This window comes from Streptomyces sp. RKAG290 (assembly GCF_023701695.1).
GTDB lineage: Bacteria > Actinomycetota > Actinomycetes > Streptomycetales > Streptomycetaceae > Streptomyces.
Map to the genome: position 1 here is coordinate 2,784,169 of NZ_JAJOZC010000001.1, position 26,109 is coordinate 2,810,277.

Genomic DNA, 26,109 nt, shown 5'->3' on the forward strand with positions numbered 1-26,109 from the left:
CGATAGCCGGCCCTCGCGCCGAGTCCGGGGAAGCTCCCACACCCGCGTCGCCTCCATGTGGAGCCGATTGGATTCCGGACCAATCCTTGATCTACAGTCCGTAGCTGCACGTCACTTTATGTAGCTACGACACGCGGGGGGAAACGTATATGCCAGAGACGCAAGTCCTGCGTGCATACCGGTTCGCCCTGGATCCCACCGATGCCGAGCGAGCCACGCTGAGCCGCTATGCCGGCGCCTGTCGGTGGGCCTACAACTACGCACTGGCGAAGAAAACGGAGTCACACCAGGCCTGGATGGCCCGCCGGGCCCGCTACCTCGACGCGGGGCTGAGCGAGGCCGAGGCGAAGTCCCGGATCAAGGCCGACGGCGCCGGGCTCACCGACCGCATCAAGGTGTGGGACCACCACCGCAGGTCCCTCATGGCCACCACCTCCGGCAAACAGCACCTGGCCATGTTCCAGCCCCCGGCAGGGCAGGAGGTGCTGGACCGTCGGCTGGCCGCGGCCCGGGCGGACGCCGTCGCCACCGGGCGCGAGAGCCTGCTGCTCGCCGAGGCCCGCACCGCGGTCAACAGCCTGAAAGCCGAAGCGTTCAGGGCGGGATTCCGCACCCCCTCCGCCATGGACACCAGCGCATTGTGGCGCATGGACCGAGACCGGCCCGCAGAGGCGGGTGGCAGCCCGTGGTGGGGCGAGGTCAATGTCTACTGCTTCACCTCAGGCTTCGACCGAGCGCAGGCCGCCTGGAAGAACTGGCTGGAGTCACTCTCCGGCCGTCGTGCCGGACGACGTGCCGGCTATCCCCGGTTCAAGACGAAGGGCCGTGCCGCAGAATCGTTCGCTCTCTTTCACGACGTGAAGCGGCCGATCATCCGGCTGGACGGCTACCGGCGTCTGGTGATGCCGGGCCTGGGCAGCATCCGCATCCACGGCACGGGCAAGACGCTCGCGCGGCTCGTCGGCCGGGGCCGGGCCGTCATCCAGTCCGTGACCCTCACCCGAGGCGGACACCGCTGGTATGCCTGCGTCCTCGCCAAGGTGCTCCAGGACATCCCCCTGCTCTGGGAACACATCGACGACGACGGCGTCCGCACCCCGTACCTGACCCGCGCCCAGGCCGACACGGCCGCCGAACGCACCGGCCGCGTCAAGCAGGTCGGCCGCCCGACCGCCCGACAACGCTCCGGTGGGCCGGTCGGTGTCGACCTCGGCTCCCGCTACCTCGCCCTGTCCAGCCCCCTCCGCCCGGGCGACCCCTCCTCCACGCTGGTGGAGCACCCACGGTTGCTCACGAACCACCTGGCCGAGCTGACGAAGAGACAGCGCGCACTGGCCCGCACGGCCAAGGGATCGCGACGGCGGGCGAAGGCCGCGGACCGGCTCGTCCGCGTACATCACCAGATCGCAGTCCGACGTGCGTCGTCCCTGCACGGCGTCTCCAAGCAGCTCGCCACCGGGTTCACGCATGTGGTGATCGAAGACCTCGACCTCGTTGCCCTGAGCGCCTCGGACACGGGTGTCCCCGGCGACCCCGGCAGGGATGTGAAGATCAAGGCCCGGTGGAACCGGAACCTCCTGGACGCCGGTCTGGGCGAGCTTCGCAGGCAGCTCGCCTACAAAACCATCTGGTACGGCTCGCAGCTCGTCGTTCTCGACAAGGGCGAACCGGTTGCCGGAACCTGTGCGAAGTGCGCGGAGCGAAACCCAAGCTCCGCCCCTTCCCGCAGCGGCTCCAACTGCCCGTCGTGCGGTGCCGTTCCGCACCGTCACGACCACAGCACCGCGAACATCGTGCACGCGGCGCGCAGGCAGCTCAAGACGGTCGCCTCCGATAGGGGGGAGACCTTAAACGCTCGCAGAGCTTCCGTAAGCCCCGGCGCCCACAAGGGTTCCAGGCAGGCGGTGTCGAAGCGAGAAGGCACCGGCTAGCACCGGTGTCACCCCCGGGGAGCGATCCCCGGGCATCCCGTACCCGACCCGCCGCGACGGCCACCCCAGGCCGCCGCGCATCCTCCATGATCCGCGGTGGGCAGGAACCACCGCAGAAGCGGCACGTCGCCGCACGGGTACAGACGGGATGATCTGTCTTCTGGCAGACGTCATACGGTCCGAGACCGTCCACGTACAACTGCGCCGGCCGCCGACGGACTGACCACGGGGGAACATCGGGCCTGGACCCCATGGAGTGCGCGCGGGCTCACTCCGGCTCGTTCCACTCCCGCAGGGCTGCGTCGATCCGGTCGTTGGCCCGCTGCCGCGTCTGCGCGAGCACCTTCGCGTAGACGCGGAAGCAGGACGGCGATGGTGTGGCCGGCCCCGGGGACGGCTGGGGACACGCCCTGATCAGGGGTGGGATTCAGGTGAGACAGCGTGAGATACGGGGGCCGGTCGGCGCGCTCACCGGTCACACTTGCACACATGCAGAAACCCCGCCTGACCTGTGGTTAAGCAGGTCGGACGGGGTTTCACTTCCAGTGGCGGCGCCAGGGTTCGAACCTGGGTAGGCTGAGCCGGCAGATTTACAGTCTGCTCCCTTTGGCCACTCGGGCACACCGCCAAGGGATGCTGCCCTGAGACCCGCCTCGCGGCGGCGCTCTGTGGCAACGACGTAAACGATACCTGATGCCCAGGGGTGCTACGCCACTGGATTGACCAGCGGCCCCACCGGGCTCAGGTGGCTAGGCTTGGTCGGCGGCGTGGTGCCAGCCGGCCCCGCGGTCGCCCTATAGGTACTCCGTATAGGCACTCCCTTTTCCAGCACCCCCGATACAAGGAGCCACACGTCATGGCCGACTCCAGTTTCGACATCGTCTCGAAGGTCGAGCGGCAGGAGGTCGACAACGCCCTCAACCAGGCCGCCAAGGAGATCTCGCAGCGTTACGACTTCAAGGGCACCGGCGCCTCGATCTCCTGGTCCGGTGAGAAGATCCTCATGGAGGCGAGCGGCGAGGAGCGGGTGAAGGCGATCCTCGACATCTTCCAGAGCAAGCTGATCAAGCGCGGCATCTCGCTGAAGTCGCTGGACGCGGGTGAGCCGCAGCTGTCCGGCAAGGAGTACAAGCTCTTCGCGACCATCGAGGAAGGCATCTCCCAGGAGAACGCCAAGAAGGTCGCCAAGCTCATCCGCGACGAGGGCCCCAAGGGCGTCAAGGCGCTGGTCCAGGGTGACGAGCTGCGGGTCAGCTCGAAGAGCCGGGACGATCTGCAGGCCGTACAGGCGCTGCTGAAGGGCCAGGACTTCGACTTCGACGTCCAGTTCGCGAACTACCGGTAGTTCGTGGACCACCGGTGGTCCACGGACCGCCGGCCGGGAACGACCGTCCGGGCGCGGGGCGGAATGCGTCGCTCCGCCCCGGACGTCATGTCCGAAAACCGCCGGTCGCGGCGGAGCGGGCGACGCAGACTGGTCCGTGACGGCCGAAGCTGCGGCCGCCTGCCGGACGAGGAGAGGGACGAGTCATGACCATGTACGCGACGGTCGACAGCCCGCTGGGTGAACTGCTGCTGGTCGGCGAGGAAGCCACGGCGCCGGCCGGTGCCGGAGTCGCGCTCGTCTCGCTCTCCCTGCCGGGCCAGAAGGGCGCGGCGGTCGTCCAGGACGGCTGGGTCCGTGAGCCCGGCGCGTTCACCGGGGTCGCCGGCCAGCTGCGGGAGTACTTCGAGGGGCGGCGGACCCGCTTCGACATCCGGTACGCGGACGGCCGGGGTACGGACTTCCAGCGCCGGGTCTGGGCCGCGCTGGACGAAGTGCCCTACGGGGAGACGGTGTCGTACGGGCAGATCGCCGGCCGGGTCGGTGCCTCCGGGGCGGGGGTACGGGCCGTGGGTACGGCGATCGGGCGCAATCCGCTGCTCGTCGTGCGGCCGTGCCACCGGGTGATCGGCGCCGACGGGGCGCTGCGCGGCTACGCGGGCGGGCTGGAGAGCAAGCAGCGGCTCCTGGGGCTTGAGGGCGCCCTGGCGGTGCGCTGATGACCGGGCTGTTCCCCAGACCGCGGGCCGTGGTCGCGCCGGGTGCCGTGCATGTCCCCGAGTGGCTGTCCGTCGAGCAGCAGCGGGAGTTGGTGGCGGCGTGCCGGGAGTGGGCGCGCGGGCCCGTTCCGCTGAGGCACACGGCGCTTCCGGGCGGCGGGGTGATGTCCGTACGGAGTGTGTGCCTGGGGTGGCACTGGCAGCCGTACCGCTATACGCGCACCGCGGACGACGTGAACGGCGCCCCGGTGGCCCCGTTTCCGGACTGGCTCGCGGAGTTGGGGCGGGCGGCGGTGGCGGAGGCGTACGGGCAGGAGAGCCCGGAGCGGACGTTCGCACCGGACACCGCGCTGATCAACTTCTACGACGACACAGCGCGGATGGGCATGCACCAGGACAAGGAGGAGCGGTCCGGTGCCCCCGTGGTGTCACTCAGCCTCGGTGACACGTGCGTCTTCCGCTTCGGCAACACGGAGACGCGGGGAAGGCCCTACACGGATGTGGAGCTGGCCTCGGGGGACCTGTTCGTGTTCGGCGGGCCGTCGCGCTTCGCGTTCCACGGGGTGCCGCGGATCCGGCCGGGTACGGCCGGTCCCGCGACGGGGATGAGCGGTGGCCGGCTCAATCTGACCCTGCGCGAGACCGGCCTCGGCGGCTGAGGGAGCGGCAGGTCTCAGCGGCGTTCGCGGGAGTTGCCGAAGAGCAGCCGGTAGATGATCAGCAGGACGAGGGAACCACCGATGGCCGCGACCCAGGTCGCCGCGTCGAAGAAGTCGTTGGAGATCGGGCGGTCCAGGAACCGCGACGATATCCAGCCACCCAGGAAGGCGCCCACGATCCCGGTCAGGGTGGTGCCCACCAGGCCACCGGGGTCGCGGCCCGGCAGCAGGATCTTGGCGATGACGCCGGCGACCAGTCCAAGAACGATCCAGCCAATAACAGTGCTCATGCGTGCCCATCTACCCGTCACTCGGTCCTGGAATCCAAGACGTTGGTCACGGTCGAACGGTTGCACGCAGGGGCGTCGGACGGGGTGCGGACGGCTGAGTCCCGTTCGCCACTCCTTCGCCGCCCCGGAGCCCTACCAGCCGGCGAACTCCTCGTCGGTGCTGACGATCTCCTTGCCGAAGGGCATCAGCGAGACCGGGATCAACTTGAAGTTCGCGATGCCCAGCGGGATGCCGATGATCGTGATGCAGAGGACGATCCCGGTGGTGATGTGGCCCAGTGCCAGCCACCAGCCCGCGAGAACCAGCCAGAGCACGTTGCCCACGCAGGAGGGTGAGCCCGCGTCCCGGCGCTCGACGACACGGTGGCCGAAGGGCCACAGCGCGTAGATGCCGATACGGAAGGCCGCGAGGCCGAACGGGATGCCGATGATCGTGATGCACAGCAGGAGGCCCGCGGCCAGGTAGCCGAGGAACATCCAGAAGCCGCACAGGACCAGCCAAACGACGTTCAGAATGGTTTTCATGGGCGGTGACCTGCCATCTGCTCGAGTCGGGCAATGCGCTCCGCCATCGGCGGGTGGGTCGAGAACATCTTGGACATGCCCTGTCCGGGGCGGAAGGGATTCGCGATCATCATGTGACTCGCGGTCTCGATCCTGGGCTCCGGCGGCAGAGGAAGCTGTTTCGTGCCCGCGTCGAGCTTCCGCAGCGCGCTGGCCAGGGCCAGCGGGTCACCGGTCAGCTGAGCCCCCGAGGCGTCCGCCTGGTACTCGCGGGAGCGGCTGACGGCCAGCTGGATGACAGAGGCGGCGAGCGGGCCCAGGATCATTATCAGCAGCATGCCGAGGATGCCGGGGCCCTCGTCGTCGTTGGAGCGTCCGATCGGGATCAGCCAGGCGAAGTTGACCAGGAACATGACGACGGAGGCGAGGGCTCCGGCGACGGACGAGATCAGGATGTCGCGGTTGTAGACATGGCTGAGCTCGTGGCCGAGGACGCCGCGCAGCTCCCGTTCGTCCAGGATCTGGAGGATGCCGTCGGTGCAGCAGACCGCGGCGTTGCGCGGGTTGCGGCCGGTCGCGAAGGCGTTGGGGGCCTGCGTCGGGGAGATGTAGAGCCGGGGCATGGGCTGGCGGGCGGCGGTGGAGAGCTCTCGGACCATGCGGTAGAGCTGGGGCGCCTCGAACTCGCTCACCGGGCGGGCGCGCATGGCCCGAAGGGCCAGCTTGTCGCTGTTCCAGTACGCGTAGGCGTTGGTGCCGACGGCCACCACGAGCGCGACGATCAAGCCGGTACGCCCGAAGAAGCTGCCGATGAGGATGATGAGTGCGGACAGGCCCCCGAGGAGTACGGCGGTTCTCAGCCCGTTGTGCCGGCGGTGCACGGTACGCCCTCCAAATGGTGCAAGCAGGGGAACCCTTTGCTTGGTGGTGCTCCACTCCCCAGTGGAGCCTCCCGTACTGGTCAACGCCAGGCGAGGAGAGCTAGTTCCCTTGTGCTTACGGCCGCGGGGCCCGGCTGCTCCGGCGGTTCGTGCCGGAACGGGCCGTAGGCCGTACGGGTGGAGGCGTGCGGCGGGTCAGCGCTGGACCGGGAGCTTCGCGAGCTCCAGGGCCGCGGGGTCGGGCTCGACCTCGCTGGTGCAGTGGGCGCAGCGGGAGGCGACGGCGGGGATCTCGGTGTAGCAGCGGGGGCAGTCGCGGAGGGCGGCCTTGATGTCGGCCTTCTCCTGGTCCTTCTTGGCCGTGAAACGGTTCTGGACCTTGTTCATCGGCACGACGACGCAGAAGTAGAGGACCGCGGCGGTGATGAGGAAGGCGATCGCGGCGCTGACGAAGAGCCCGTAGGGGAACGTCACGTCGTCGAACTTGAAGTGGGCCTTGCTGAAGTCGCCGGTTCCGCGGGTGATGAGGCCGATCAGCGGCACGATGAACGCGTTGCTGAACCCGGTGACGACTGCGGTGAACGCGGCTCCGACGGCGAGGCCGATCGCCATGGAGATCACGTTTCCGCGCAGAATGAATTCCTTGAATCCGTTCAGCACTGCCCTTGCTCCTCTGTGATGTCATCGCTGTGTGCGTGGTATGCGGGCATGACCCTGCCCTGTGCGGGCCGCTGTGGGCAAGCCGATCTTGAAGGTCAGAACAGGTTGACTGCGGCGAACCTGAGGACCGTCTGCGGGGCGCCCGAGAGGGCGAGGCCGGCTACGGCGGTGAGGACGATCGCGGCCGTGAGCGGCGCCGGGGTCCGGTGCGGGGTGGTGGCCTGCGGCTGCTCCGTACCGTCCTGCGCGGGTCCGCGGAACAGCGCCGCGGTCCACTGGAGGTAGTAGTAGAGCGCGATCACGACGTTGACGGCCATGACGACCGCGAGCCAGCCGAGCCCGGCGTCGACGGCCGACGAGAAGACGGTGACCTTGGCGAAGAGGCCGATGATCCCCGGCGGCAGCCCGGCCAGGCAGAGCAGGAAGAAGCCCATCGCCAGGGCAGCCAGGGGGCGGGTGGCGTACAGGCCGCGGTAGTCGGTGATGCGGTTGCCGGGGTGGGTACGGGCGACCAGGGCGGCCACCGCGAACGCGCCGAGGTTCACTACGCCGTACATCAGGGCGTACGCGACGGTGGAGCCGATCTGCCGGTCGCCGGCGTACGCGGCTGCCGCGATCGGCACCAGCAGGTAGCCGGCCTGGGCGACGGACGACCAGGCGAGGAGGCGTACGGCGCTGCGGGCGCGGGTGGCGCTCTGCCGCAGTGCGGCGACGTTGCCGACGGTCATGGTGAGCGCGGCGAGGACGGCGAGGGCGGGGCCCCAGACGTCCGCGTAGGAGGGGAACGCGATCACGGTGACGAGGATGAGTCCGGAGAAGCCGACCGCCTTGCCGACCACCGAGAGGTAGGCGGCGATCGGCAGGGGCGCGCCGACGTAGGTGTCGGGGACCCAGAAGTGGAAGGGTGCGGCGGCCGTCTTGAAGGCGAAGCCCACGAGGGTGAGGGCGACACCTGCCTGGGCGAGGGTGCCGAGCTGTCCGGGGACGTCGTCGAGGCGGGTGGCGATCTCCGTGAGGTGGAGGGTGCCGGTCGCCGCGTACACGAAGCTGACGCCGAGGAGCATCACGGCGGTCGCGACGACGGAGGACAGGAAGAACTTAAGCGCGGCCTCGGAGGAGCGCCGGTCGCCGCGCTTGATGCCGACGAGCGCGAAGGCGGGCAGTGAGGCGGCTTCGAGGGCGACGACCAGGGTGGCGAGGTCCCGGGCGGCGGGCAGGAGTGCTGCTCCGGCGGCGGAGGACAGCAGCAGGAACCAGAACTCACCTGCCGGGAGCTTGCGGGTGTCGCCGATGGACAGCAGCGCGGTGAGCAGGGCTCCGCCGAGTACGAGGACCTGGATGATCAGGGCGAAGTGGTCGGCGGTGTAGCTGCAGGCGTGGGTGCCGGTGGTGAGGCAGAAGGTGGAGCGGTCGCCGTCGCGCAGCGGGATGAGGAGGGCGAGCGCGGCGACGAGTCCGGCGACGGCCCCGTAGCCGAGGAGCGGTTTGCGTTCCTGCGCCACGAAGAGGTCGGCGACCAGGACGACCAGCGCGACGGCCGCGACGACGACCGGGGGTGCGATCGCGAGCCAGTCGACGGACTGGACGAGGCTGGTGGTGCTCTCGGCCGCTGTGGTCACGACTTGCCTCCTGCGAGGAGCTTCTGCACGGCCGGGTCGGTGAGGCCGAGGAGGACGGCGGGCCACAGGCCGGCAAGGACGGTGAGGGCGGCGAGCGGGGTCCAGGCGGCGAACTCGTAGCCCTGGATGTCGGCGATCAGGTGCGGTTCCTCGCGCTTCGCGCCCATGCAGACGCGGCGCACCAGGATGAGCATGTACGCGGCGGTGAGCAGGGTGCCGAACGCGGCGACGGACATGAAGGTCAGGAAGGCGGGGCGGCTCAGGCCCGCGGCGGGATCGAAGGCGCCGAACAGGGCGAGCATCTCGCCCCAGAATCCGGCGAGGCCGGGCAGGCCCAGCGAGGCGACCGCGGTGAAGGCGAGGAGGCCGCCGAGGCGGGGGGCACGGCCGTAGAGCGCGGCGCCGGTGGCACCGGAGAGCGTGTCGAGGTCGGCGGTGCCGTACCGGTCCTTGACGGCGCCGACCAGGAAGAACAGCAGGCCGGTGATGAGTCCGTGGGCGATGTTGGCGAAGAGTGCGCCGTTGACGCCGGTGGGGGTCATGCTCGCGATGCCGAGGAGCACGAAGCCCATGTGGCCGACGGAGGAGTACGCGATCAGGCGCTTCAGGTCGCCCTTGGCGCCCGGCCTGGCGAGGGCGAGGCAGGCGAGCGACCCGTAGATGATGCCGGCGACCGCGAAGGCCGCGAGGTAGGGCGCGAAGGTGTGCAGGCCGTCGGGGGCGATGGGGAGCAGGATCCGGACGAAGCCGTACGTGCCCATCTTCAGCAGGACGCCGGCGAGCAGGACCGAGCCGACGGTCGGGGCGGCCGTGTGGGCGTCCGGCAGCCAGCTGTGCAGCGGCCACATCGGGGTCTTCACCGCGAGTCCGATGCCGATCGCGAGAACCGCGGTGACCTGCACCGACGAGGTGAGCCCGCGGCCGTTGTCAGTGGCGAGTGCCACCATGTCGAAGGTGCCGCTCTTCAGTCCGATGAGGAGCAGGCCCAGCAGCATGACGACCGAGCCGAGCAGTGTGTAGAGGATGAATTTCCAGGCGGCTGCCTGCTTCTGCGCACCGCCCCAGCGGGCGATGAGGAAGTACATCGGGATAAGCACCATCTCGAACGCCAGGAAGAACAGCAGCAGGTCGAGGACGGCGAAGGTCGCCAGGGTGCCGGACTCGAGGACGAGGATCAGTGCGACGAAGCCCTTGGGGGAGGGCCCCGAAGGCATCTTGAAGTAGCTGTGGAGCGCGCAGAGGAAGGTCAGCAGCGCGGTCAGTACGAGAAGGGGGAGCGAGATGCCGTCGATGCCGAGATGGATGCGGACGTCGAGCGCCGGGATCCAGCTGATGTCGGTGGTGGCCTGCATCTTCGACGGGTGGTCGTGGTCGAAGCCGACTGCCAGCACGATCGCGGCGATGAGGATCGCGCCGGTGACGGTGACTCCGTGGCGCAGGACCGCCTGGTCGGGGCTCTTGCCCCGCAGTCCGGGCGGGGCCGGGAGCAGCGCGGCCACGGCCCCGACGAGCGGGCCGGCGACGATGAACGCGAGAAGGAACTGCATCACGGATTCGCTGATATCGATCACAACTCACGACCCGGCGTTGACGTTGGCGAAGACGACGGCGGCGACCGCCAGGACCAGGGAACCGGCGAGCAGTGCGCTGAGGTAGGTCTGCACGTTGCCGGTCTGGGCGCGGCGGACGGCCGTGCCGAGCCAGCGTGCGCCGGTGGCGGAGCCGCGTACGTAGGTGTCGACGACCTCGCGGTCCAGGAAGCGGACGAGGCTCGCCGCGGCCTGGACGGGGCGGACGAACAGCACCGCGTACAGGGCGTCCAGGTGGAAGCCGGTGGCCGCGTGGCGGTGGAGCGGGCCGAGCAGCAGGCGGCCGGGGTCGGCCGGGTCGGGGGCATCGCCGACGTCTCCGTAGGCGGCGGTGTGTGCCTCGATGGCCTCGATCTCGACGAGGGCCGGTTCCTCGTCGGGGTGGGCGACGACCGCTCCCATGGGGGTGCGGGCGGCCAGCGCCGTGGTGTGGCGCCAGGCCCCGTAGGTGACGAGCCCGCCGACGAGGCCGACGCCGGTGGAGAGGACGGCGGTGGCCAGGGACGGGGTGAGGCTGTGGCCGTCGAACCAGTCGGTGATGACGCCCACGGTGAGGCCGAAGGCCATGGTGGGGACGGCCAGTACCCAGAGGACCGAGGTCATGGCGACGGGCTGCCTGCCGTGGTCCGGGGCCTCGGCGCCACGGCCCCGGAAGGCCAGGAGCCAGAGGCGGGTGGCGTACGCGGCGGTGAGGACGGCGGCCAGGAGACCGGCGACGAGGACGGTCCAGCCGGCGGCGGCCGGGGCGACGTGCCGGTCACCGAGGGCGGTGTGCTCGGCGGCGACGAGGACGGCTTCCTTGGAGAAGAAGCCGGCGAACGGCGGGATGGCGGCCAGGGCGAGGAGGGCGAGCGTCATCGTCCAGTAGGCGTCCGGGATGCGCTTGGCCAGGCCGCCCATGCGGGACATCGCAGCCAGTGAGTTGGTGCCGGCTGCGTGGATGACGACGCCCGCGGCGAGGAAGAGGACGGCTTTGAACGCACCGTGCGAGATGAGGTGGAACACGGCGGCCCCGCGGTCGCCGACGGCCAGGGCCCGGACATGTAGCCGAGCTGGCCGATCGTGGAGTAGGCGAGGACGCGCTTGATGTCGTCCTGGGCGAGGGCGGCGAGTCCGGAGCCGATCATCGTGACGGCGGCCATCACGGCGAGGACGACGAGGGCTGCGCCGGAGGCGGCGAAGACGGGGAGCAGCCGGGCCACGAAGTAGATGCCGGCGGCGACCATCGTCGCGGCGTGGATCAGCGCGGAGACGGGGTGGGACCGGCCATCGCGTCGGGCAGCCAGGTGTGCAGGGGGAACTGCGCGGACTTGCCCGCGACTCCGGCGAGGAGCAGCAGGGCGATGACGGTGGGGTGGTCGAGGCCGTTGTGTGCGACGGCGCCGAGGATGCCGGTGATGCGGAAGGTCCCGGTGTCCGCGGCGAGGGCGAACAGCCCGATGAGGAAGGGGACGTCGCCGAGTTTGGTGACCAGGAAGGCCTTGAGGGAGGCGGCGCGGGCCTCGGGCGTCTCCCAGTAGTGGCCGACCAGGAAGTACGAGCAGATGCCCATGATCTCCCAGCCGACCAGGAGCACCATCAGGTCGCCGGAGTAGACGACGAGCAGCATCGCGGAGGTGAACAGGGAGACGAGGGCCGCGTACGAGGGGTAGCGCGGGTCGTCGCGCAGGTACGCGGTCGAGTAGATCTGGACACAGCTCGCGACGAGGGCGACCAGGAGGGCGACGAGGACCGCGAAGCCGTCGAGGTGCAGCGCCAGGTCGATCGGGACCGAGCCGGTGGGGGTGAGCTGGGTCGCGGCGTCGATGGCCGGGCCGCCGCCCTGGCGGGCGGCGACGACGGCCGCGATGACGAGGGAGGCGAGGGAGGGCAGCACCGCGAGCGGGCGCACGAATTCCGGGGCGCCGCGTCCGAGCAGGAGGCCGGCCGCGGCTCCCAGGAACGGGAGGAGGGGGACGAGGACGGCGAGGGTCGTGGTGGTCACGGGGTGGCCTCTGCCTTCTTCCCTGCCGGAGCAGTGGCCCGGTCGTCGGTGGCGTCGCCCCGGCCCGTGCCGGGCTCGTCGCCCTCACCTTCGGGGAGGGTCTCGGCCTCGTCGGTCTCGGCGGTGTCGCGCAGGCGGTCGATGTCGGAGCTGCCGCGGTTGCGGTAGACGGCGAGGACGATCGCCAGCCCGATGCCGATCTCCGCCGCCGCGATGGCGATGGTGAACAGGGTCAGGGCCTGACCGGAGTGCAGGGCGTCGCGGAGCCAGACGTCGAAGGCGACGAGGTTGAGGTTGACGGCGTTGAGCATCAGCTCGACGGACATCAGGACCAGGATCGCGTTGCGGCGTGCGAGCACTCCGTACAGCCCGGTGCAGAAGAGGAGGACGGCGAGCACGGCGGGATAGGCGAGGTGCATCAGCTCTTGTCCTCTCGGCCCTTGCGGGACAGGACGATCGCGCCGACGAGGGCGGCGAGCAGCAGAACGGAGAGCGCTTCGAAGGGGAGCACCCAGTGCCGGAAGAGGAAGGCGCCGGTGGCTTCCGTGGATCCCTGGACCGGCCCGTCCACCTTGATCCAGGTGGTGCGGAAGGCGTCCACGACGACCCAGACGAGTGCGGCAGCCGCGGCGACGGCCACGGCGAGCGCGGCCCAGCGGTGCTCCGAATCGGCGTCCGGGGAGCGGCCGATGGGGGCTCTGGTGAGCATCAGTCCGAACAGCAGGAGGACGACCACGGAACCGACGTAGATCAGTACCTGCACCCAGGCGATGAACTCGGCCGTGAGCAGGAGGTATTCAACGGCGAGGCCGCCGAGCGCCACGATCAGCCACAGGGCGGCGTGCACCAGTTGTCTGGTCGTGACGGTGACGAGGGCTGCGCCGAGGGTGGCGACGGCGACCAGGACGAAGGCGATCTCGACACCGGTCGGGGAGAGGAAGCCGGGATGGCTCGCGGCGGCGAGGAGGTGGCCGGAGGCGGCACCGGGGATGGTGGCGGGGCCGGTGGCGGTGATCACGCCTGTCCCTCCTGGTCCGTGGGGGCGGGCGGAGCGGCCGCGGCCGCGGCTTCCTCCTCGCGCTGGGTACGGACCTTCTCCGCGGACTTGCGGGCGGCGGCGATCTCCTTCGGTTCCTCGGCGGCCGGGTCGAGCGCCGGCGGTTCCGGAACCGTCCACATCCACTCACGGAGCTTGTCGCGCTCATGGGTGAGTTCGAGGATGTCCGTCTCCGCGTACTCGAACTCCGGCGACCAGAAGAGCGCGTCGAACGGGCACACCTCGATGCAGATGCCGCAGTACATGCAGAGCGAGAAGTCGATGGCGAAGCGGTCGAGCACATTGCGGCTGCGCTCCCGCCCGCCCGGGGCGGCGGCGGGCACCGTCTCCTTGTGGGAGTCGATGTAGATGCACCAGTCGGGGCACTCACGGGCGCAGAGCATGCAGACCGTGCAGTTCTCCTCGAACAGCGCGATGACGCCGCGGGAACGGGCGGGAGCTCGGGCTGCGCGTCGGGGTACTGGGCGGTGACGGTCTTCTTCGTCATCGTCCGCAGGGTGACGGCGAGGCCCTTGGCCAGGCCTGCGCCGGGGATCGGGGCACTAGTTGATCGCCACCTTCACGATGCCGGTGAGCGCGATCTGCGCCAGGGCGAGCGGGATGAGCGTGGTCCAGGCGAGCTTCTGGAGCTGGTCCTCGCGGAGCCGGGGGTAACTCACGCGCAGCCAGATGACGACGAACGCGAGGAGGCCGGTCTTCAGGAGCGTCCAGACCCAGCCGAGTCCGTCGGCGCCCAGCGGGCCGTGCCAGCCGCCGAGGAACAGGACGGTGGTCAGTCCGCACAGCACGACGATGCCCGCGTACTCGGCGAGCAGGAACAGCGCGAAGCGCAGACCGGTGTATTCGGTGTACGCACCGAAGATGATCTCCGAGTCGGCGACCGGCATGTCGAAGGGCGGGCGCTGGAGTTCGGCGAGCCCGGCCACGAAGAAGACCAGTGCGCCGATGATCTGCCAGGGCAGCCACCACCACTCGAAGGCGTCGAGGATGCCGGGGAGGGAGACGGTGCCGGCCGCCATCGCCACGGAGGCGGCGGCGAGCAGCATCGGCAGCTCGTACGCGAGCAGTTGCGCGGCGGTACGCAGGCCGCCGAGCAGCGAGAACTTGTTGGCCGATGCCCAGCCCGCCATGAGCGAGCCGAGCACGCCGATGCCCATCACGGCGAGTACGAAGAAGATGCCCGCGTCGACGACCTGGCCGACCGCGCCCTCACCGGGCCCGATCGGGATCGCGACGAGGACGAGCAGGTACGGGAGCAGCGCGACGGCGGGCGCGAGCTGGAAGACCCGTCGGTCGGCCTCGGCCGGGACGATGTCCTCCTTCTGCGCGAACTTCACGCCGTCCGCGACGAGCTGGGCCCAGCCGTGGAAGCCTCCGGCGTACATGGGGCCCAGGCGGCCCTGCATGTGGGCCATCACCTTGTGTTCGGCCTGGCCCACGATGAGGGGGACAACCATGAACACCGCGAAGACGATGACCAGGCGGAGGGCGACGTCCAGTACGTCGTTCACTCGGTATCGCCTCCGGCGGGGTGTCGGGGGTACGGGGGTGCGGGGGTGTCTCGTGTGCCGTGGGTATCGCGGGTTTCGTGGGCCTCGCGGGTGGCTTCGGTTTCGGATGCGGCCGGGGTGTCCGGGGCCTCGGGGGCGTCCGGGGCCTCGGATGCGGCCGGGGTGTCCGGGGTGCCCTGGGCCTCGGGGGCCTGCTCCGTGGGGTGGGGGTGGGGTGGGGTGGGGTGGGGGTGGCTTCTCCCCTACCCGCCCCTTCCCGAACCGGGGGCTCCGCCCCCGGACCCCCGCTCCTCAAACGCCGGAGGGGCTGAGATGGGGCGTCCGGGTCCCCGGGCGTGTCCGAAGCCGGATCGGAAGCGGGGTCCGAAGCGGGATCTGCGGCCGGGGTCGGGGCCGCGTCCGGGGTCGGGGCGTCCGCCTGCGTCGGGGCCGGGGCGTCCGCCTGGGCCGGGGCGCCCTCCGGAGTGGTGACGTCCGCCGGGGTCGCGACGTCCGCCGTGGTGGCGTCCGGGTTCGGCTCGGCGTCGAAGGCCGGGCGGGGGTTGTGCCACGGCGCGTCCGCGGTCGACATCGCACCCGAAGGGGCCTCGCCCCCGGGCGTCCCGTCTGAAGGCTGTTCGCCGGGCGTCCCGCCTGAAGGCCCCTCGCCCCCCGGCGTCTCCGCCGAAGTAGTGACGCCCGCACGAGGCTCGTCCCCATGGGCGGCCTCCGCCGGAGCCGCGACGTCCGCCGGAGCACTGGCTTCCGCACGCCCCTCGTCCACCGTCGGCTGCTGGCTCGCCGAGCCCTGGGAGGCGGTTCGGGTGCGGCGCGGAGGCGCGGTCCTGGGGGCGGGATTCGTAGCGGCTTCCGTGTCTGCGGGCGTACCTGCTGCGGCCGTCCCCTCCCCCGCGGCACCGGTACCGGCATCCGCCGAGGGCGCCGCCGGCGGCTGCTGGCCCGCCGAGCCGTCGCTCGCGCTGCGGGTGCGACGGGCCGGTCGGTCGCCCGCGGGCCTTGCCGCGCGGGCCGGGCGGGCGGGGGCCGGGGGGAGCTGCCCCTTCAGGGGCCCCATTCGTTCGGGTCGGGCACGCCGGGCGGCAGCATCGTGCGGCGCTTCGGGCCGCCGTGCTCCGACTCGCCCGGCTCCTTGGCGCCCGGCCAGGCCTTGGCCACGCGGGCCGCCAGGACGAAGTCCTTGCGCAGCGGGTGGCCCTCGAAGCCTTCGGGCAGCAGCAGCGGGACCAGGTGCGGGTGGCCGTCGAAGCCGATGCCGAACATCTCGTGCGTCTCACGCTCGTGCCACGCCGCGCCCGCGTAGACGTCGATCGCACTGGGCAGCACGGCCGCCTCGTGCGGAACGGTCGTCCGGACCAGCAGCCGTCGCACCTTCCCGCCGGTTCCGGCCGGCTCGGGCAGCGCGGCGAGATGGGCGCACACCCGGAAGCCCGTGCCCGGTTCGTCCACGGCACTCAGCCAGTCGAAATAGCTGCAGCCCAGCGCGTCGCGCGCCGTCTGCAGTGCGGCGATCCAGGAGGCGGGCGGCACATCGACGGTCAGGAGGTCGTACGCCTGCTCCGCCGTGGCGTCCTCGCCGAAGATCTCGGTGACGGCGTCCGGCAGCCGGTCGTAGCTCGCGGCGGCGGTCACTTCCGCTCCTCCCCGGACGCGTCGGGTGCGGTGGGTGCATCTGGTGCGGCCGGCGCGTCCGGTGCCGTCGGCGCCGTCGGTGTATCCGGCGCATCCGGTGCGGTCGGTGCATCCGGCGCCGTCGGCCCATCCGGTGCAGCCGTCGCATCCGGTGCAGCCGGCGCGGACACCAGTCCGCTGCGCAGCGCCGCAGCGGAGGGGCGGGCGGCGGTGCCCGTCGCGTAGCGCTCGCCCAGCGACTCGCGCGCGATCTTCTCCTGCAGCTTGAGGATGCCCTGGAGCAGGGCCTCCGGCCGGGGCGGGCAGCCGGGTACGTAGACGTCGACCGGGATGATCTGGTCGACGCCTTTCGTCACGGAGTACGAATCCCAGTACGGGCCGCCGCAGTTGGAGCAGGCTCCGAAGGAGATGACGTACTTGGGCTCGGGCATCTGCTCGTAGAGTCGCTTCACCGCCGGGGCCATCTTGTCCGTCACCGTGCCGGAAACGATCATCAGGTCGGCCTGGCGGGGGCCGGGCGCGAACGGGATCACGCCGAGCCGGATGAAGTCGTGGCGCGCCATGGAGGCGGCAATGAATTCGATGGCACAGCAGGCGAGTCCGAAGTTGAAGACCCAGAGGCTGTAGCGGCGGCCCCAGTTGAGGACCACCTTCATCGGCTCGGGAGCGAGCCGGGACAGCACTCCCAGGCGCTTCGGCTCGGGGAGGAACGTGGGCACGGGTTCGGGTGCGGGTGCGGCGTCGGGACCCGGCTCGCGTCCTGGCTGCGGGTGGCCGGAGGACGACGGGCTCGTCACGTCCATTCGAGGACGCCCTTCTTCCATGCGTAGAGCAGTCCCACGGCCAGGAAACCGAGGAAGATGAACATTTCCACCAGCGTCGTCGCGCCGTATCCGGGCGCGGCGAAGACGGTCGCCCACGGGAACAGGAAGATCGAGTCGACGGCGAAGATCACGTACAGGAAGGCGTACACGTAGTAACGGACCTGGGTGTGTGCCCAGCCGTCCCCCACGGGGTCCACGCCGCACTCGTACGTGAGGAGTTTCTCCGGCGTCGGGACCACGGGACGCAGCAGCCGGCCGGCTCCGAAGGCGACGGCGACGAACAGCACGCCGATCACCGCGAGCAGTCCGACGACCGAGTAGCTGTGGAAGTAGTCCGACGCGAGCACGGTCGGTCCCGGCAGGTCCGCCACGTCGCCCCCTCGCTCCCTCAAAACTGTTCGACGATCTGTACGCACGGGAGTCTAGGCCCTGTAAAGGGAGGGTAAGCAGCCGCGTCGGGCAACTGGTGGGGATATCCCTACTTCACGCCACCCACAAGCCCCATGGCGTGCGGAGGTCCCACCCGGCAGGCTGGGGACATGACCATGAGCCCCCAAGTGCCCGACGACGACCGGCCGCCGCCCGCCCGCTTCGCCCTCGACCCGTGGACCTGGAAGGAGATCTCGCATCTCCTCGCCAACCTCCCCATGGCGATCGCCGGGTTTGTCTACACCGTTGTCATGATTGCCGTCGGCGTGGGGCTCGCGGTCACGGTGGTCGGCCTGCCCCTGCTGGCGGCCGGATTGCAGGGTGCGCGGCTGCTGGGCCGGGCCGAGCGGGGCCGGGCACGGGCTCTGCTCGGGCTGCGCATCGACGAGCCGAGCGCGATGGCTCCGGTGCACCGGAAGCAGGGGTTCTTCACCTGGCTCTGGTCGAGCCTGAAGGACCCGGTGGGCTGGCGCGCGGTGCTGTACTCCTTCATCCGGCTGCCGTGGGGCGTACTCACCTTCGCGGTGACGCTGGTGAGCCTGTTCGTGCTGTGGCCGGTGCTCCCCTTCACCGCAAGGCTCTTGACCAACGCCGACCGGGGCATGGTGCGCGGGCTGCTCTCCCCGTCCGACGAACTGGAACGCCGGATCGCGGAGCTGGAGTCGGACCGGGGTGTGGTCGTCGACACGGCCGCCGCCGACCTGCGCCGCATCGAGCGCGACCTGCACGACGGCGCCCAGGCCCGCCTCGTCGCCCTCGCCATGGGGCTCGGCCTGGCCAAGGAGAAGCTCACCGACGACCCCGAGGCCGCGGCCCGGATGGTCGACGAGGCGCACGGCGAGGTCAAGGTCGCCCTCCAGGAACTGCGCGACCTCGCCCGCGGCATCCACCCCGCCGTCCTCACCGACCGCGGACTGGACGCCGCACTCTCCGCCATCGCCTCCCGCTGCACCGTCCCCGTCACGGTGGGCGTGGAGCTGCCGGGGCGGCCCGCGCAGGCCATCGAGGGAATCGCCTACTTCACCGTGTCCGAGCTGCTGCAGAACGTCAGCAAGCACAGCGGGGCCCGTTCGGCGTCCGTCGATGTGTGGCGGACCGCGGACCGGCTGCTGATCCAGGTGACCGACGACGGGCGGGGCGGGGCCTCGATGGACGGCGGTACGGGAATGTCGGGGCTGGCGGAGCGGCTGGGCGCCGTGGACGGGCTGTTCGTCCTCGACTCGCCGGCCGGCGGACCGACGACGGTCACCGCGGAGCTGCCCTGGCGCGACCGGGAGGAAGACAAGGGCGCTGCCGGGGACCGTTCCGGCCGCGCGGGTGCGGGCGAGCGGCGCTGAGGGTGGGGAAAACCCCCGGCCGAAGAGGGATACCGCCCTCATGGTGCGCGGCCGGGCCGGAGACCACCCTGGAAGTACACCGCAAGTACGCACAGCAGACAGCCGCAGACAGCCGACGCAGACGCGGACGCAGAGAAATGGACGGGGACCCCCATGGCCACGGCATACGGACCGGACACACTGGACCCCCAGCGGCCGCGAACCGGCTCCGGGGACGATCGGCCCGCCAGGAAGCACTTCCTGCCGGCCGGACTGCGTGCCCCCTTCGAGGCCCGGACCTGGCGTGAGTTCGGCTATCTGATGCTGAGCCTGCCGATCAGCATCGTGCTGTTCTGCTTCGCGATCACCATGACGTCGCTGAGCGCCGGCCTGCTCATCACCTTCCTGGGGTTCCCCTCCTGGCCTCCACGCTGGCCATGTGCCGCGGCTTCGGCGCGATGGAGCGGGCCAGGGCCCGGGGCCTGCTGAAGCTGGACGTGCCCGCGCCCGCACCGGTGCGGGGGCGGACCGGCGGCCTGATGTCCTGGGTCGGGGCGGTCCTGAAGAGCGGGGTGTCCTGGCGCCACCTGCTCTACGCGGTGCTGCACTTCCCGTGGGCGGTCTTCGCCTTCTGCGTCTCACTGACGTTCTGGGCGTACGGGTGGGCGGCGCTCAGTTACCCGTTGTGGAAGTGGGTCTTCCCGACGCACGTGGGGGTAAGCGGCGTTCAGCTGTACGGGGACTCCACCCACGAGGTCTACCTGGACTCGTCCTTCGACCTGACCGTGACCAGCGCGGTGGGGCTGGCGATCGTCCTGGTCACCCCGTGGATCATCCGCGGTCTCACCTCCGTGGACCGGCTGATGGTGGCCGGGCTGCTCGGTCCGTCCCGGCTGGCCACCCGCGTCACGGAGCTGGAGTCGGACCGCGGTGTCGTCGTCGACACGGCCGCCGCCGACCTGCGCCGCATCGAGCGCGACCTGCACGACGGCGCCCAGGCCCGCCTCGTCGCCCTCGCCATGGACCTGGGGCTGGCCAAGGAGAAGCTGACCGCGGATCCCGAGGCCGCGGCCCGGATGGTCGACGAGGCGCACGGCGAGGTCAAGGTCGCCCTCCAGGAACTGCGCGACCTCGCCCGCGGCATCCACCCCGCCGTCCTCACCGACCGCGGACTGGACGCCGCACTCTCCGCCATCGCCTCCCGCTGCACCGTCCCCGTCACGGTCGAGGTCGACCTGGCGTCCCGGCCGGCGCAGGCCATAGAAGGCATCGCCTACTACACGGTGTCCGAACTGCTGCAGAACGTCAGCAAGCACGCCCGCGCCACCCGCGCCTCGGTCGACGTGTGGCGGACGGCGGACCGGCTGATGCTCCAGGTCACCGACAACGGGCGCGGCGGCGCCGACCTGACGTCGGGCAGCGGGCTGGCCGGGCTGACCGAGCGGCTGGACGCGGTGGACGGTGTCCTGGTCGTGGAGTCACCGGTGGGCGGACCGACCAGGGTCACGGCCGAGCTCCCCTGGCGTGGCTGACCCGCTTTCCGTACCCGGTCGCCGGGCGGGCCCCCTGCCGGGCCCGTCCGGCGGCCGGGCGTTCCGTGCCGGGAGCACCCTGCGCGGAAGTGACGCAACCCTTCGAATGCCCGCTACGTCACTGCCGGTACTGAGATGCTGAACGGCATACGGGTGGCAACAGCGAGCAGTGGGGGAATCAGCTTCGTGGTGGAGGACAGGGTGCGCGTGGTCATCGCCGAGGATTCGGTACTGCTCCGGGAGGGACTCACCCGGCTGCTGACGGATCTCGGGCATGACGTCGTGGCAGGGGTCGGGGACGCGGAGGCGCTGATCAGGACGGTGGGCGAGCTCGCCACGCAGGACGCGCTGCCGGATGTGGTGGTGGCCGACGTACGGATGCCGCCGACGCACACCGACGAGGGCGTGCGGGCAGCGGTGCGGCTGCGCAAGGAGTACCCGGGGATCGGGGTGCTGGTCCTTTCGCAGTACGTCGAGGAGCAGTACGCCACCGAGCTGCTGGCCGGGTCCAGCCGGGGTGTGGGGTATCTGCTGAAGGACCGGGTCGCCGAGGTCCGGGAGTTCGTGGACGCGGTGGTCCGGGTGGCGCAGGGCGGTACGGCGCTGGACCCGGAAGTGGTGGCGCAGCTGCTGGGCCGGAGCCGTAAGCAGGACGTACTGGCCGGGCTGACGCCCCGTGAGCGTGAGGTCCTCGGCCTGATGGCGGAGGGGCGGACGAATTCGGCGGTGGCCAAACAGCTGGTGGTGAGCGACGGCGCGGTGGAGAAGCACGTCAGCAACATCTTCCTGAAGCTGGGGCTGTCCCCCAGCGTCGGCGACCACCGGCGGGTGCTGGCCGTGCTGACCTATCTGAACTCCTGATGCCGCGCTGACCTGTCCGGACTCCGGATGCCGCGCCCGACTGTCTGACACTCTGTCAGGTGGTCGTCCGGATGCTCCCGGGCGGCGTCCGGACGGGAGCCCGCGACTCGCTCCACGCCCTCTCCAGCGAGGGTCCAACGAGGAACCGGGTGGCTGATGAATCATGACGGAACAGCGCCGAAAAGCGTCTCAAAATGCCGTCCACCATGTGATCGGCCAGAGGAAGGCGACCCTTACAGACGTAGGGTGGGGCGCGGGACCGCCGGCGGGCCGGATGGTTCCGAGCCGCCGCGCCGAGGGAGGTCCAGTAAGTGACCAGCCAGGTCAGTAGCCCAGCCGAACAGGCCGATGAGGCCAGTGACGCGCTCGTAGGGGGACAGCGTGCCCCCCAGTCCGCAGCAGGCACCGGTGAGAAGGAAGTCCGTCGTCTGGACCGGGTCATCATCCGTTTCGCGGGTGACTCGGGAGACGGGATGCAGCTCACGGGTGACAGGTTCACCTCGGAGACCGCGTCCTTCGGGAACGACCTCTCCACCCTGCCGAACTTCCCCGCCGAGATCCGGGCCCCCGCAGGCACTCTGCCGGGCGTCTCCAGCTTCCAGCTGCACTTCGCCGACCACGACATCCTGACCCCCGGCGACGCACCCAACGTCCTGGTCGCGATGAACCCGGCCGCACTGCGGGCGAACATCGAGGACGTGCCGCGCGGCGCCGAAATCATCGTCAACACCGACGAGTTCACCAAGCGGCCGATGGCGAAGGTCGGCTACGACACCTCGCCGCTGGAGGACGGTTCACTGGAGGCGTACAACGTCCATCCGGTGCCGCTGACCACGCTCACGATCGAGGCGCTGAAGGAGTTCGGGCTCTCCCGCAAGGAGGCCGAGCGCTCCAAGAACATGTTCGCGCTCGGGCTGCTCTCCTGGATGTACCACCGTCCGACCGAGGGAACCGAGACGTTCCTGCGGGCCAAGTTCGCGAAGAAGCCGCAGATCGCCGAGGCGAACGTGGCCGCGTTCCGGGCCGGCTGGAACTTCGGGGAGACCACGGAGGACTTCGCCGTCTCCTACGAGGTCGCCCCGGCGTCGCAGGCCTTCCCGACGGGTACGTACCGCAACATCTCGGGGAACCTCGCGCTGTCCTACGGACTGATCGCCGCGGGCCGGCAGGCCGACCTCCCGGTCTACCTGGGCTCCTACCCGATCACCCCGGCCTCCGACATCCTGCACGAGCTCAGCAAGCACAAGAACTTCGGTGTGCGCACCTTCCAGGCGGAGGACGAGATCGCGGGCATCGGGGCGGCGCTGGGCGCGGCGTTCGGCGGTGCGCTCGGGGTGACGACCACGTCCGGGCCCGGGGTGGCCCTGAAGTCGGAGACCATCGGCCTGGCCGTCTCCCTCGAACTGCCGCTGCTGATCATCGACATCCAGCGCGGCGGCCCCTCCACCGGGCTGCCCACCAAGACCGAGCAGGCCGACCTGCTCCAGGCGATGTACGGGCGCAACGGCGAGGCACCCGTCCCGATCGTGGCCCCGAAGACCCCGGCGGACTGCTTCGACGCCGCACTGGACGCCGCCCGGATCGCGCTGACCTACCGCACCCCGGTCTTCCTCCTCTCCGACGGCTACCTCGCCAACGGCTCCGAGCCCTGGCGCATCCCCGAGGTCGACCAGCTCCCCGACCTGCGGGTCCAGTTCGCCGGCGGCCCCAATCACGAACTGGCCGACGGCACCGAGGTCTTCTGGCCCTACAAGCGCGACCCGCAGACCCTGGCCCGCCCGTGGGCGGTGCCCGGCACGCCCGGTCTCGAACACCGCATCGGCGGCATCGAGAAGCAGGACGGCACCGGCAACATCTCCTACGACCCCGCCAACCACGACTTCATGGTCCGCACCCGCCAGGCCAAGGTCGACAACATCGAGGTCCCGGACGTGGAGGTCGACGACCCCGCGGAGGCGAAGACCCTGGTGCTGGGCTGGGGCTCCACCTACGGCCCCATCACCGCCGCCGTCCGCAGGCTCCGCGCGGCCGGGCAGCCCATCGCCCAGGCCCACCTGCGCCACCTCAACCCGTTCCCGCGGAATCTCGGCGAGGTGCTGAAGCGTTACGACAAGGTGGTCGTCCCGGAGATGAACCTCGGGCAGCTGGCCACCCTCATCCGGGCCAAGTACCTGGTGGACGCGCACAGTTACAACCAGGTCAACGGCATGCCGTTCAAGGCCGAGCAGCTCGCGACGGCCCTCAAGGAGGCCATCGATGCCTGACACCAACGAACTGCTGCACCTGGTGCCCAAGACCGAAGCCAAGCAGTCCATGAAGGACTTCAAGTCCGACCAGGAAGTGCGCTGGTGCCCCGGCTGCGGCGACTACGCGGTCCTCGCCGCCGTGCAGGGGTTCATGCCGGAGCTCGGTCTGGCGAAGGAGAACATCGTCTTCGTCTCCGGGATCGGCTGCTCCTCCCGCTTCCCGTACTACATGAACACCTACGGGATGCACTCCATCCACGGCCGCGCCCCGGCGATCGCCACGGGACTCGCCTCGTCCCGCCGGGACCTGTCCGTCTGGGTCGTCACCGGTGACGGCGACGCGCTGTCCATCGGCGGCAACCACCTCATCCACGCGCTGCGCCGCAACGTGAACCTGAAGATCCTGCTCTTCAACAACCGGATCTACGGCCTCACCAAGGGCCAGTACTCCCCCACCTCCGAGGTCGGCAAGATCACCAAGTCGACGCCGATGGGTTCGCTCGACTCCCCCTTCAACCCGGTGTCGCTGGCCATCGGCGCGGAGGCGTCCTTCGTCGCCCGCACCGTCGACTCCGACCGCAAGCACCTCACCGGCGTGCTGCGTGCGGCGGCCGACCACCCGGGTACCGCCCTGGTGGAGATCTACCAGAACTGCAACATCTTCAACGACGGCGCGTTCGAGGTGCTCAAGGACCGCGAACAGGCCCAGGAAGCCGTCATCCGGCTGGAGCACGGGCAGCCCATCCTGTTCGGCACCGACAACACCAAGGGTGTCGTGCGGGACTCCCTGACCGGCGATCTGTCGGTGGTCGCGGTCACCGAGGACAACCGCTCGCAGATCCTCGTCCACGACGCGCACGCCTCCAGCCCGAACACCGCGTTCGCGCTCTCCCGGCTCGCCGACCCGGACACCCTCCACCACACCCCGATCGGGGTGCTGCGCAGTGTCGAGCGGCCGGTCTACGACACGAAGATGGCCGAGCAGCTGGAAACCGCCGTGGAGCGGGACGGCAAGGGCGACCTCGGCGCCCTGCTGGCCGGCAACGACAACTGGACGGTGGTCGGTTAGGGCCTTCGGTCCCCTGACCGGCTGACGACGCGGCGCGGCCCCCGGGAGCGATTCCGGGGGCCGCGCCGCGTCGTCACCCCGCGCGCGCCTCAGCCCGTCCGGCGCTCCTGGCCCTCGTCGTACGCCGTGCGTGCCGCGTCCACCGCGTCCAGGTGCCGCTCCGACCAGCGGGCCAGGGCCCACACCTGCTCGGCGGCCTCCCGGCCCATGCCGGTGAGCGTGTAGTCCACCCGGGGCGGGATGACCGGCTTGGCGTCCCGGTCCACGAAGCCGTCGCGCTCCAGCGTCCGGAGCGTCTGCGCCAGCATCTTCTCGCTGACCCCGCCGACCTCGCGGCGCAGCTCGCTGAAGCGGTACGAGCGCTCCAGCAGGGCGGCGAGCACGAGCACTCCCCAGCGGCTGGTGACGTGTTCGAGCACCAGGCGGGAAGGGCACATCGGCTCCCGCACGTCCGGCCGCCGCACCGGTTCTCGTTCCACGTTCCTTACGCTCATGCCAGTACCTTACTTCAAAGTGGGTACTTTCTTCTGGTTAGCGCCACCCTTAGAGTAAGTCTCAGAGCACACGAACAGGAACATGCGCACCTGAAGAGGAGAAAAACCCCATGAGCATCGTCGTCACCGGAGCAACCGGAGAGCTCGGCCGTCTCGTCGTCGACCAGCTGCTGGCCACCGTGCCCGCGGACCGGATCGCCGCCGTCGTCCGCAACAAGGAGAAGGCGGCCGGCCTCGCCGCCCTCGGCGTCGAGCTGCGGATCGCCGACTACGACCGGCCGGAGACCCTGACCGACGCCTTCCGGCCCGGTGACCGGGTGCTGCTGATCTCCGGCAGCGAGGTCGGCAGCCGGGTGCGCCAGCACGGCGCGGTCATCGACGCGGCCAAGGCGGCGGGCGTGGCGCAGCTCGCGTACACCGGCATCCTGGGCGGACCCGACGCGGACTTCCGGCTGGCCGCCGAGCACAAGGTGACCGAGCAGCTGATCCTGGACTCCGGGCTGCCGTACACCTTCCTGCGCAACGGCTGGTACACCGAGAACTACACCGCGAACCTGGCACCCGTCCTGGCCCACGGCGCCGTCGTGGCCAACGCGGGCGAGGGCAGGGTCGCCTCCGCCGCCCGCGCCGACTACGCCGCCGCGGCAGCCGCCGTACTGACCGGCGAGGGCCACCTGGGCAAGACCTACGAGCTGAGCGGCGACGTCGCCTGGTCGTTCGCCGAGTACGCCGCCGAGGTCGCCAGGGCCTCCGGCCAGGAGATCGTCCACAAGGACGTGCCGGCTGCGGTGCACCAGGAGATCCTGGTCGGCGCCGGCCTGCCCGAGGAGTTCGCGGCGATCCTGACGGACGTGGACGAGGGCATACGCCGCGGGCTGCTGGCCGGCACCGGCGGGGACCTGGCCCGGCTGATCGGCCGCCCGACGACCCCGCTCGCCGAGACCGTCGCGGCCGCGGTCGCCGCCCGGTAGGCGCACCCGC

General features: G+C 70.6%; 21 protein-coding genes, 1 tRNA gene and 4 pseudogenes. 10 read left to right on the top strand and 16 right to left on the bottom strand.

All coding sequences use genetic code 11. The annotated features are described in order from the left end of the window. Positions 1-149 precede the first annotated feature (149 nt). Positions 150-1,931: a transposase gene (locus LNW71_RS11910; RefSeq protein WP_250968213.1), complete on the top strand. Its 1,782-nt coding sequence runs from the start codon at positions 150-152 to the stop codon at positions 1,929-1,931. Between the two features lie 546 nt (positions 1,932-2,477). Here the strand turns inward: LNW71_RS11910 and LNW71_RS11915 are convergent. Then, a tRNA-Tyr gene (locus tag LNW71_RS11915) sits at positions 2,478-2,559 on the bottom strand. 228 nt (positions 2,560-2,787) lie between these two features. Here LNW71_RS11915 and LNW71_RS11920 point away from each other — a divergent pair. The 3 genes from LNW71_RS11920 to LNW71_RS11930 all read left to right on the top strand — a co-directional run bounded on the left by LNW71_RS11920 (position 2,788) and on the right by LNW71_RS11930 (position 4,633). Beyond that, positions 2,788-3,276: a YajQ family cyclic di-GMP-binding protein gene (locus LNW71_RS11920; RefSeq protein ID WP_250968214.1), complete on the top strand. Its 489-nt coding sequence runs from the start codon at positions 2,788-2,790 to the stop codon at positions 3,274-3,276. A gap of 185 nt (positions 3,277-3,461) precedes the next feature. Beyond that, entirely contained in the window at positions 3,462-3,974 is a 513-nt protein-coding gene (locus LNW71_RS11925; protein ID WP_250968215.1) for a methylated-DNA--[protein]-cysteine S-methyltransferase, read from the top strand. Next, positions 3,974-4,633 (top strand): alpha-ketoglutarate-dependent dioxygenase AlkB, encoded by a 660-nt coding sequence (locus tag LNW71_RS11930; protein WP_250968216.1) that lies wholly within the window; start codon positions 3,974-3,976, stop codon positions 4,631-4,633. The genes LNW71_RS11925 and LNW71_RS11930 overlap by 1 nt, the downstream gene beginning before the upstream one ends. A 14-nt stretch (positions 4,634-4,647) precedes the next feature. Here LNW71_RS11930 and LNW71_RS11935 read toward each other — a convergent pair whose 3' ends face one another. The 14 genes and pseudogenes from LNW71_RS11935 to LNW71_RS12000 all read right to left on the bottom strand — a co-directional run bounded on the left by LNW71_RS11935 (position 4,648) and on the right by LNW71_RS12000 (position 17,552). Then, positions 4,648-4,923 (bottom strand): GlsB/YeaQ/YmgE family stress response membrane protein, encoded by a 276-nt coding sequence (locus LNW71_RS11935; RefSeq protein WP_250968217.1) that lies wholly within the window; start codon positions 4,921-4,923, stop codon positions 4,648-4,650. 132 nt (positions 4,924-5,055) lie between these two features. Further along, entirely contained in the window at positions 5,056-5,448 is a 393-nt protein-coding gene (locus LNW71_RS11940) for a YccF domain-containing protein (protein WP_250968218.1), read from the bottom strand. Further along, positions 5,445-6,308 (bottom strand): zinc metalloprotease HtpX, encoded by an 864-nt coding sequence (gene htpX, locus LNW71_RS11945; protein ID WP_250968219.1) that lies wholly within the window; start codon positions 6,306-6,308, stop codon positions 5,445-5,447. Before htpX ends, LNW71_RS11940 begins: the two co-directional genes overlap by 4 nt. 195 nt (positions 6,309-6,503) lie before the next feature. After that, positions 6,504-6,968, bottom strand: coding sequence for a large conductance mechanosensitive channel protein MscL (gene mscL, locus LNW71_RS11950; protein WP_250968220.1), 465 nt, complete (start codon positions 6,966-6,968; stop codon positions 6,504-6,506). A gap of 95 nt (positions 6,969-7,063) precedes the next feature. Then, positions 7,064-8,587 carry an NADH-quinone oxidoreductase subunit N gene (locus LNW71_RS11955; protein WP_250968221.1) on the bottom strand — a complete coding sequence of 508 codons (1,524 nt, stop codon included), beginning with the start codon at positions 8,585-8,587 and terminating at the stop codon, positions 7,064-7,066. After that, positions 8,584-10,158, bottom strand: coding sequence for an NADH-quinone oxidoreductase subunit M (locus LNW71_RS11960; protein ID WP_250968222.1), 1,575 nt, complete (start codon positions 10,156-10,158; stop codon positions 8,584-8,586). The genes LNW71_RS11955 and LNW71_RS11960 overlap by 4 nt, the downstream gene beginning before the upstream one ends. Before the next feature lie 3 nt (positions 10,159-10,161). After that, a pseudogene (locus LNW71_RS11965) lies at positions 10,162-12,160 on the bottom strand (NADH-quinone oxidoreductase subunit L). After that, positions 12,157-12,579 (bottom strand): NADH-quinone oxidoreductase subunit NuoK, encoded by a 423-nt coding sequence (gene nuoK, locus LNW71_RS11970; protein WP_250968223.1) that lies wholly within the window; start codon positions 12,577-12,579, stop codon positions 12,157-12,159. The pseudogene LNW71_RS11965 and the gene nuoK overlap by 4 nt, the downstream one beginning before the upstream one ends. Further along, entirely contained in the window at positions 12,579-13,178 is a 600-nt protein-coding gene (locus LNW71_RS11975; protein WP_374119389.1) for an NADH-quinone oxidoreductase subunit J, read from the bottom strand. Before LNW71_RS11975 ends, nuoK begins: the two co-directional genes overlap by 1 nt. Then, a pseudogene (locus tag LNW71_RS11980) lies at positions 13,175-13,704 on the bottom strand (4Fe-4S binding protein). Before LNW71_RS11980 ends, LNW71_RS11975 begins: the two are co-directional and overlap by 4 nt. 55 nt (positions 13,705-13,759) lie before the next feature. Further along, positions 13,760-14,728 carry a complex I subunit 1 family protein gene (locus LNW71_RS11985; RefSeq protein WP_250968224.1) on the bottom strand — a complete coding sequence of 323 codons (969 nt, stop codon included), beginning with the start codon at positions 14,726-14,728 and terminating at the stop codon, positions 13,760-13,762. A 478-nt stretch (positions 14,729-15,206) separates the two neighbouring features. Continuing rightward, positions 15,207-16,357 (bottom strand): annotated as a pseudogene (locus LNW71_RS11990) (NADH-quinone oxidoreductase subunit C); the annotation flags it as partial. Further along, complete coding sequence (locus tag LNW71_RS11995; RefSeq protein WP_250968225.1) at positions 16,354-17,160, bottom strand: NADH-quinone oxidoreductase subunit B family protein; 807 nt, start codon at positions 17,158-17,160, stop codon at positions 16,354-16,356. The gene LNW71_RS11995 and the pseudogene LNW71_RS11990, both read right to left, overlap by 4 nt. After that, the gene (locus LNW71_RS12000; RefSeq protein WP_250968226.1) at positions 17,151-17,552 is read right to left on the bottom strand and encodes an NADH-quinone oxidoreductase subunit A; all 402 of its coding nucleotides are present in this window, start codon (positions 17,550-17,552) and stop codon (positions 17,151-17,153) included. The genes LNW71_RS11995 and LNW71_RS12000 overlap by 10 nt, the downstream gene beginning before the upstream one ends. A 168-nt stretch (positions 17,553-17,720) precedes the next feature. Here LNW71_RS12000 and LNW71_RS12005 point away from each other — a divergent pair, with 168 nt between their 5' ends. From LNW71_RS12005 to LNW71_RS12025, 5 genes and pseudogenes are all read left to right on the top strand, one after another. Continuing rightward, the gene (locus LNW71_RS12005) at positions 17,721-18,947 is read left to right on the top strand and encodes a sensor histidine kinase (protein ID WP_250968227.1); all 1,227 of its coding nucleotides are present in this window, start codon (positions 17,721-17,723) and stop codon (positions 18,945-18,947) included. Between the two features lie 153 nt (positions 18,948-19,100). Further along, positions 19,101-20,458, top strand: a pseudogene (locus LNW71_RS12010) (sensor histidine kinase). Positions 20,459-20,659: 201 nt separating this feature from the next. Next, a complete protein-coding gene (locus LNW71_RS12015) occupies positions 20,660-21,319 on the top strand; it encodes a response regulator transcription factor (protein ID WP_250971974.1) in 660 nt (219 codons plus the stop codon). A gap of 311 nt (positions 21,320-21,630) precedes the next feature. Further along, the gene (locus LNW71_RS12020; RefSeq protein WP_250968228.1) at positions 21,631-23,583 is read left to right on the top strand and encodes a 2-oxoacid:acceptor oxidoreductase subunit alpha; all 1,953 of its coding nucleotides are present in this window, start codon (positions 21,631-21,633) and stop codon (positions 23,581-23,583) included. Beyond that, a complete protein-coding gene (locus LNW71_RS12025; protein WP_250968229.1) occupies positions 23,576-24,634 on the top strand; it encodes a 2-oxoacid:ferredoxin oxidoreductase subunit beta in 1,059 nt (352 codons plus the stop codon). Before LNW71_RS12020 ends, LNW71_RS12025 begins: the two co-directional genes overlap by 8 nt. Positions 24,635-24,723: 89 nt before the next feature. On the opposite strand, the gene LNW71_RS12030 is transcribed toward LNW71_RS12025, so the two are convergent. Next, positions 24,724-25,128, bottom strand: coding sequence for a helix-turn-helix domain-containing protein (locus LNW71_RS12030; RefSeq protein WP_250968230.1), 405 nt, complete (start codon positions 25,126-25,128; stop codon positions 24,724-24,726). A 110-nt stretch (positions 25,129-25,238) separates the two neighbouring features. Between LNW71_RS12030 and LNW71_RS12035 the strand changes: the two genes are divergently transcribed. After that, on the top strand, positions 25,239-26,099 hold the full coding sequence (locus LNW71_RS12035) for an SDR family oxidoreductase (RefSeq protein ID WP_250968231.1): 861 nt from the start codon (positions 25,239-25,241) through the stop codon (positions 26,097-26,099). Positions 26,100-26,109: the final 10 nt, after the last annotated feature.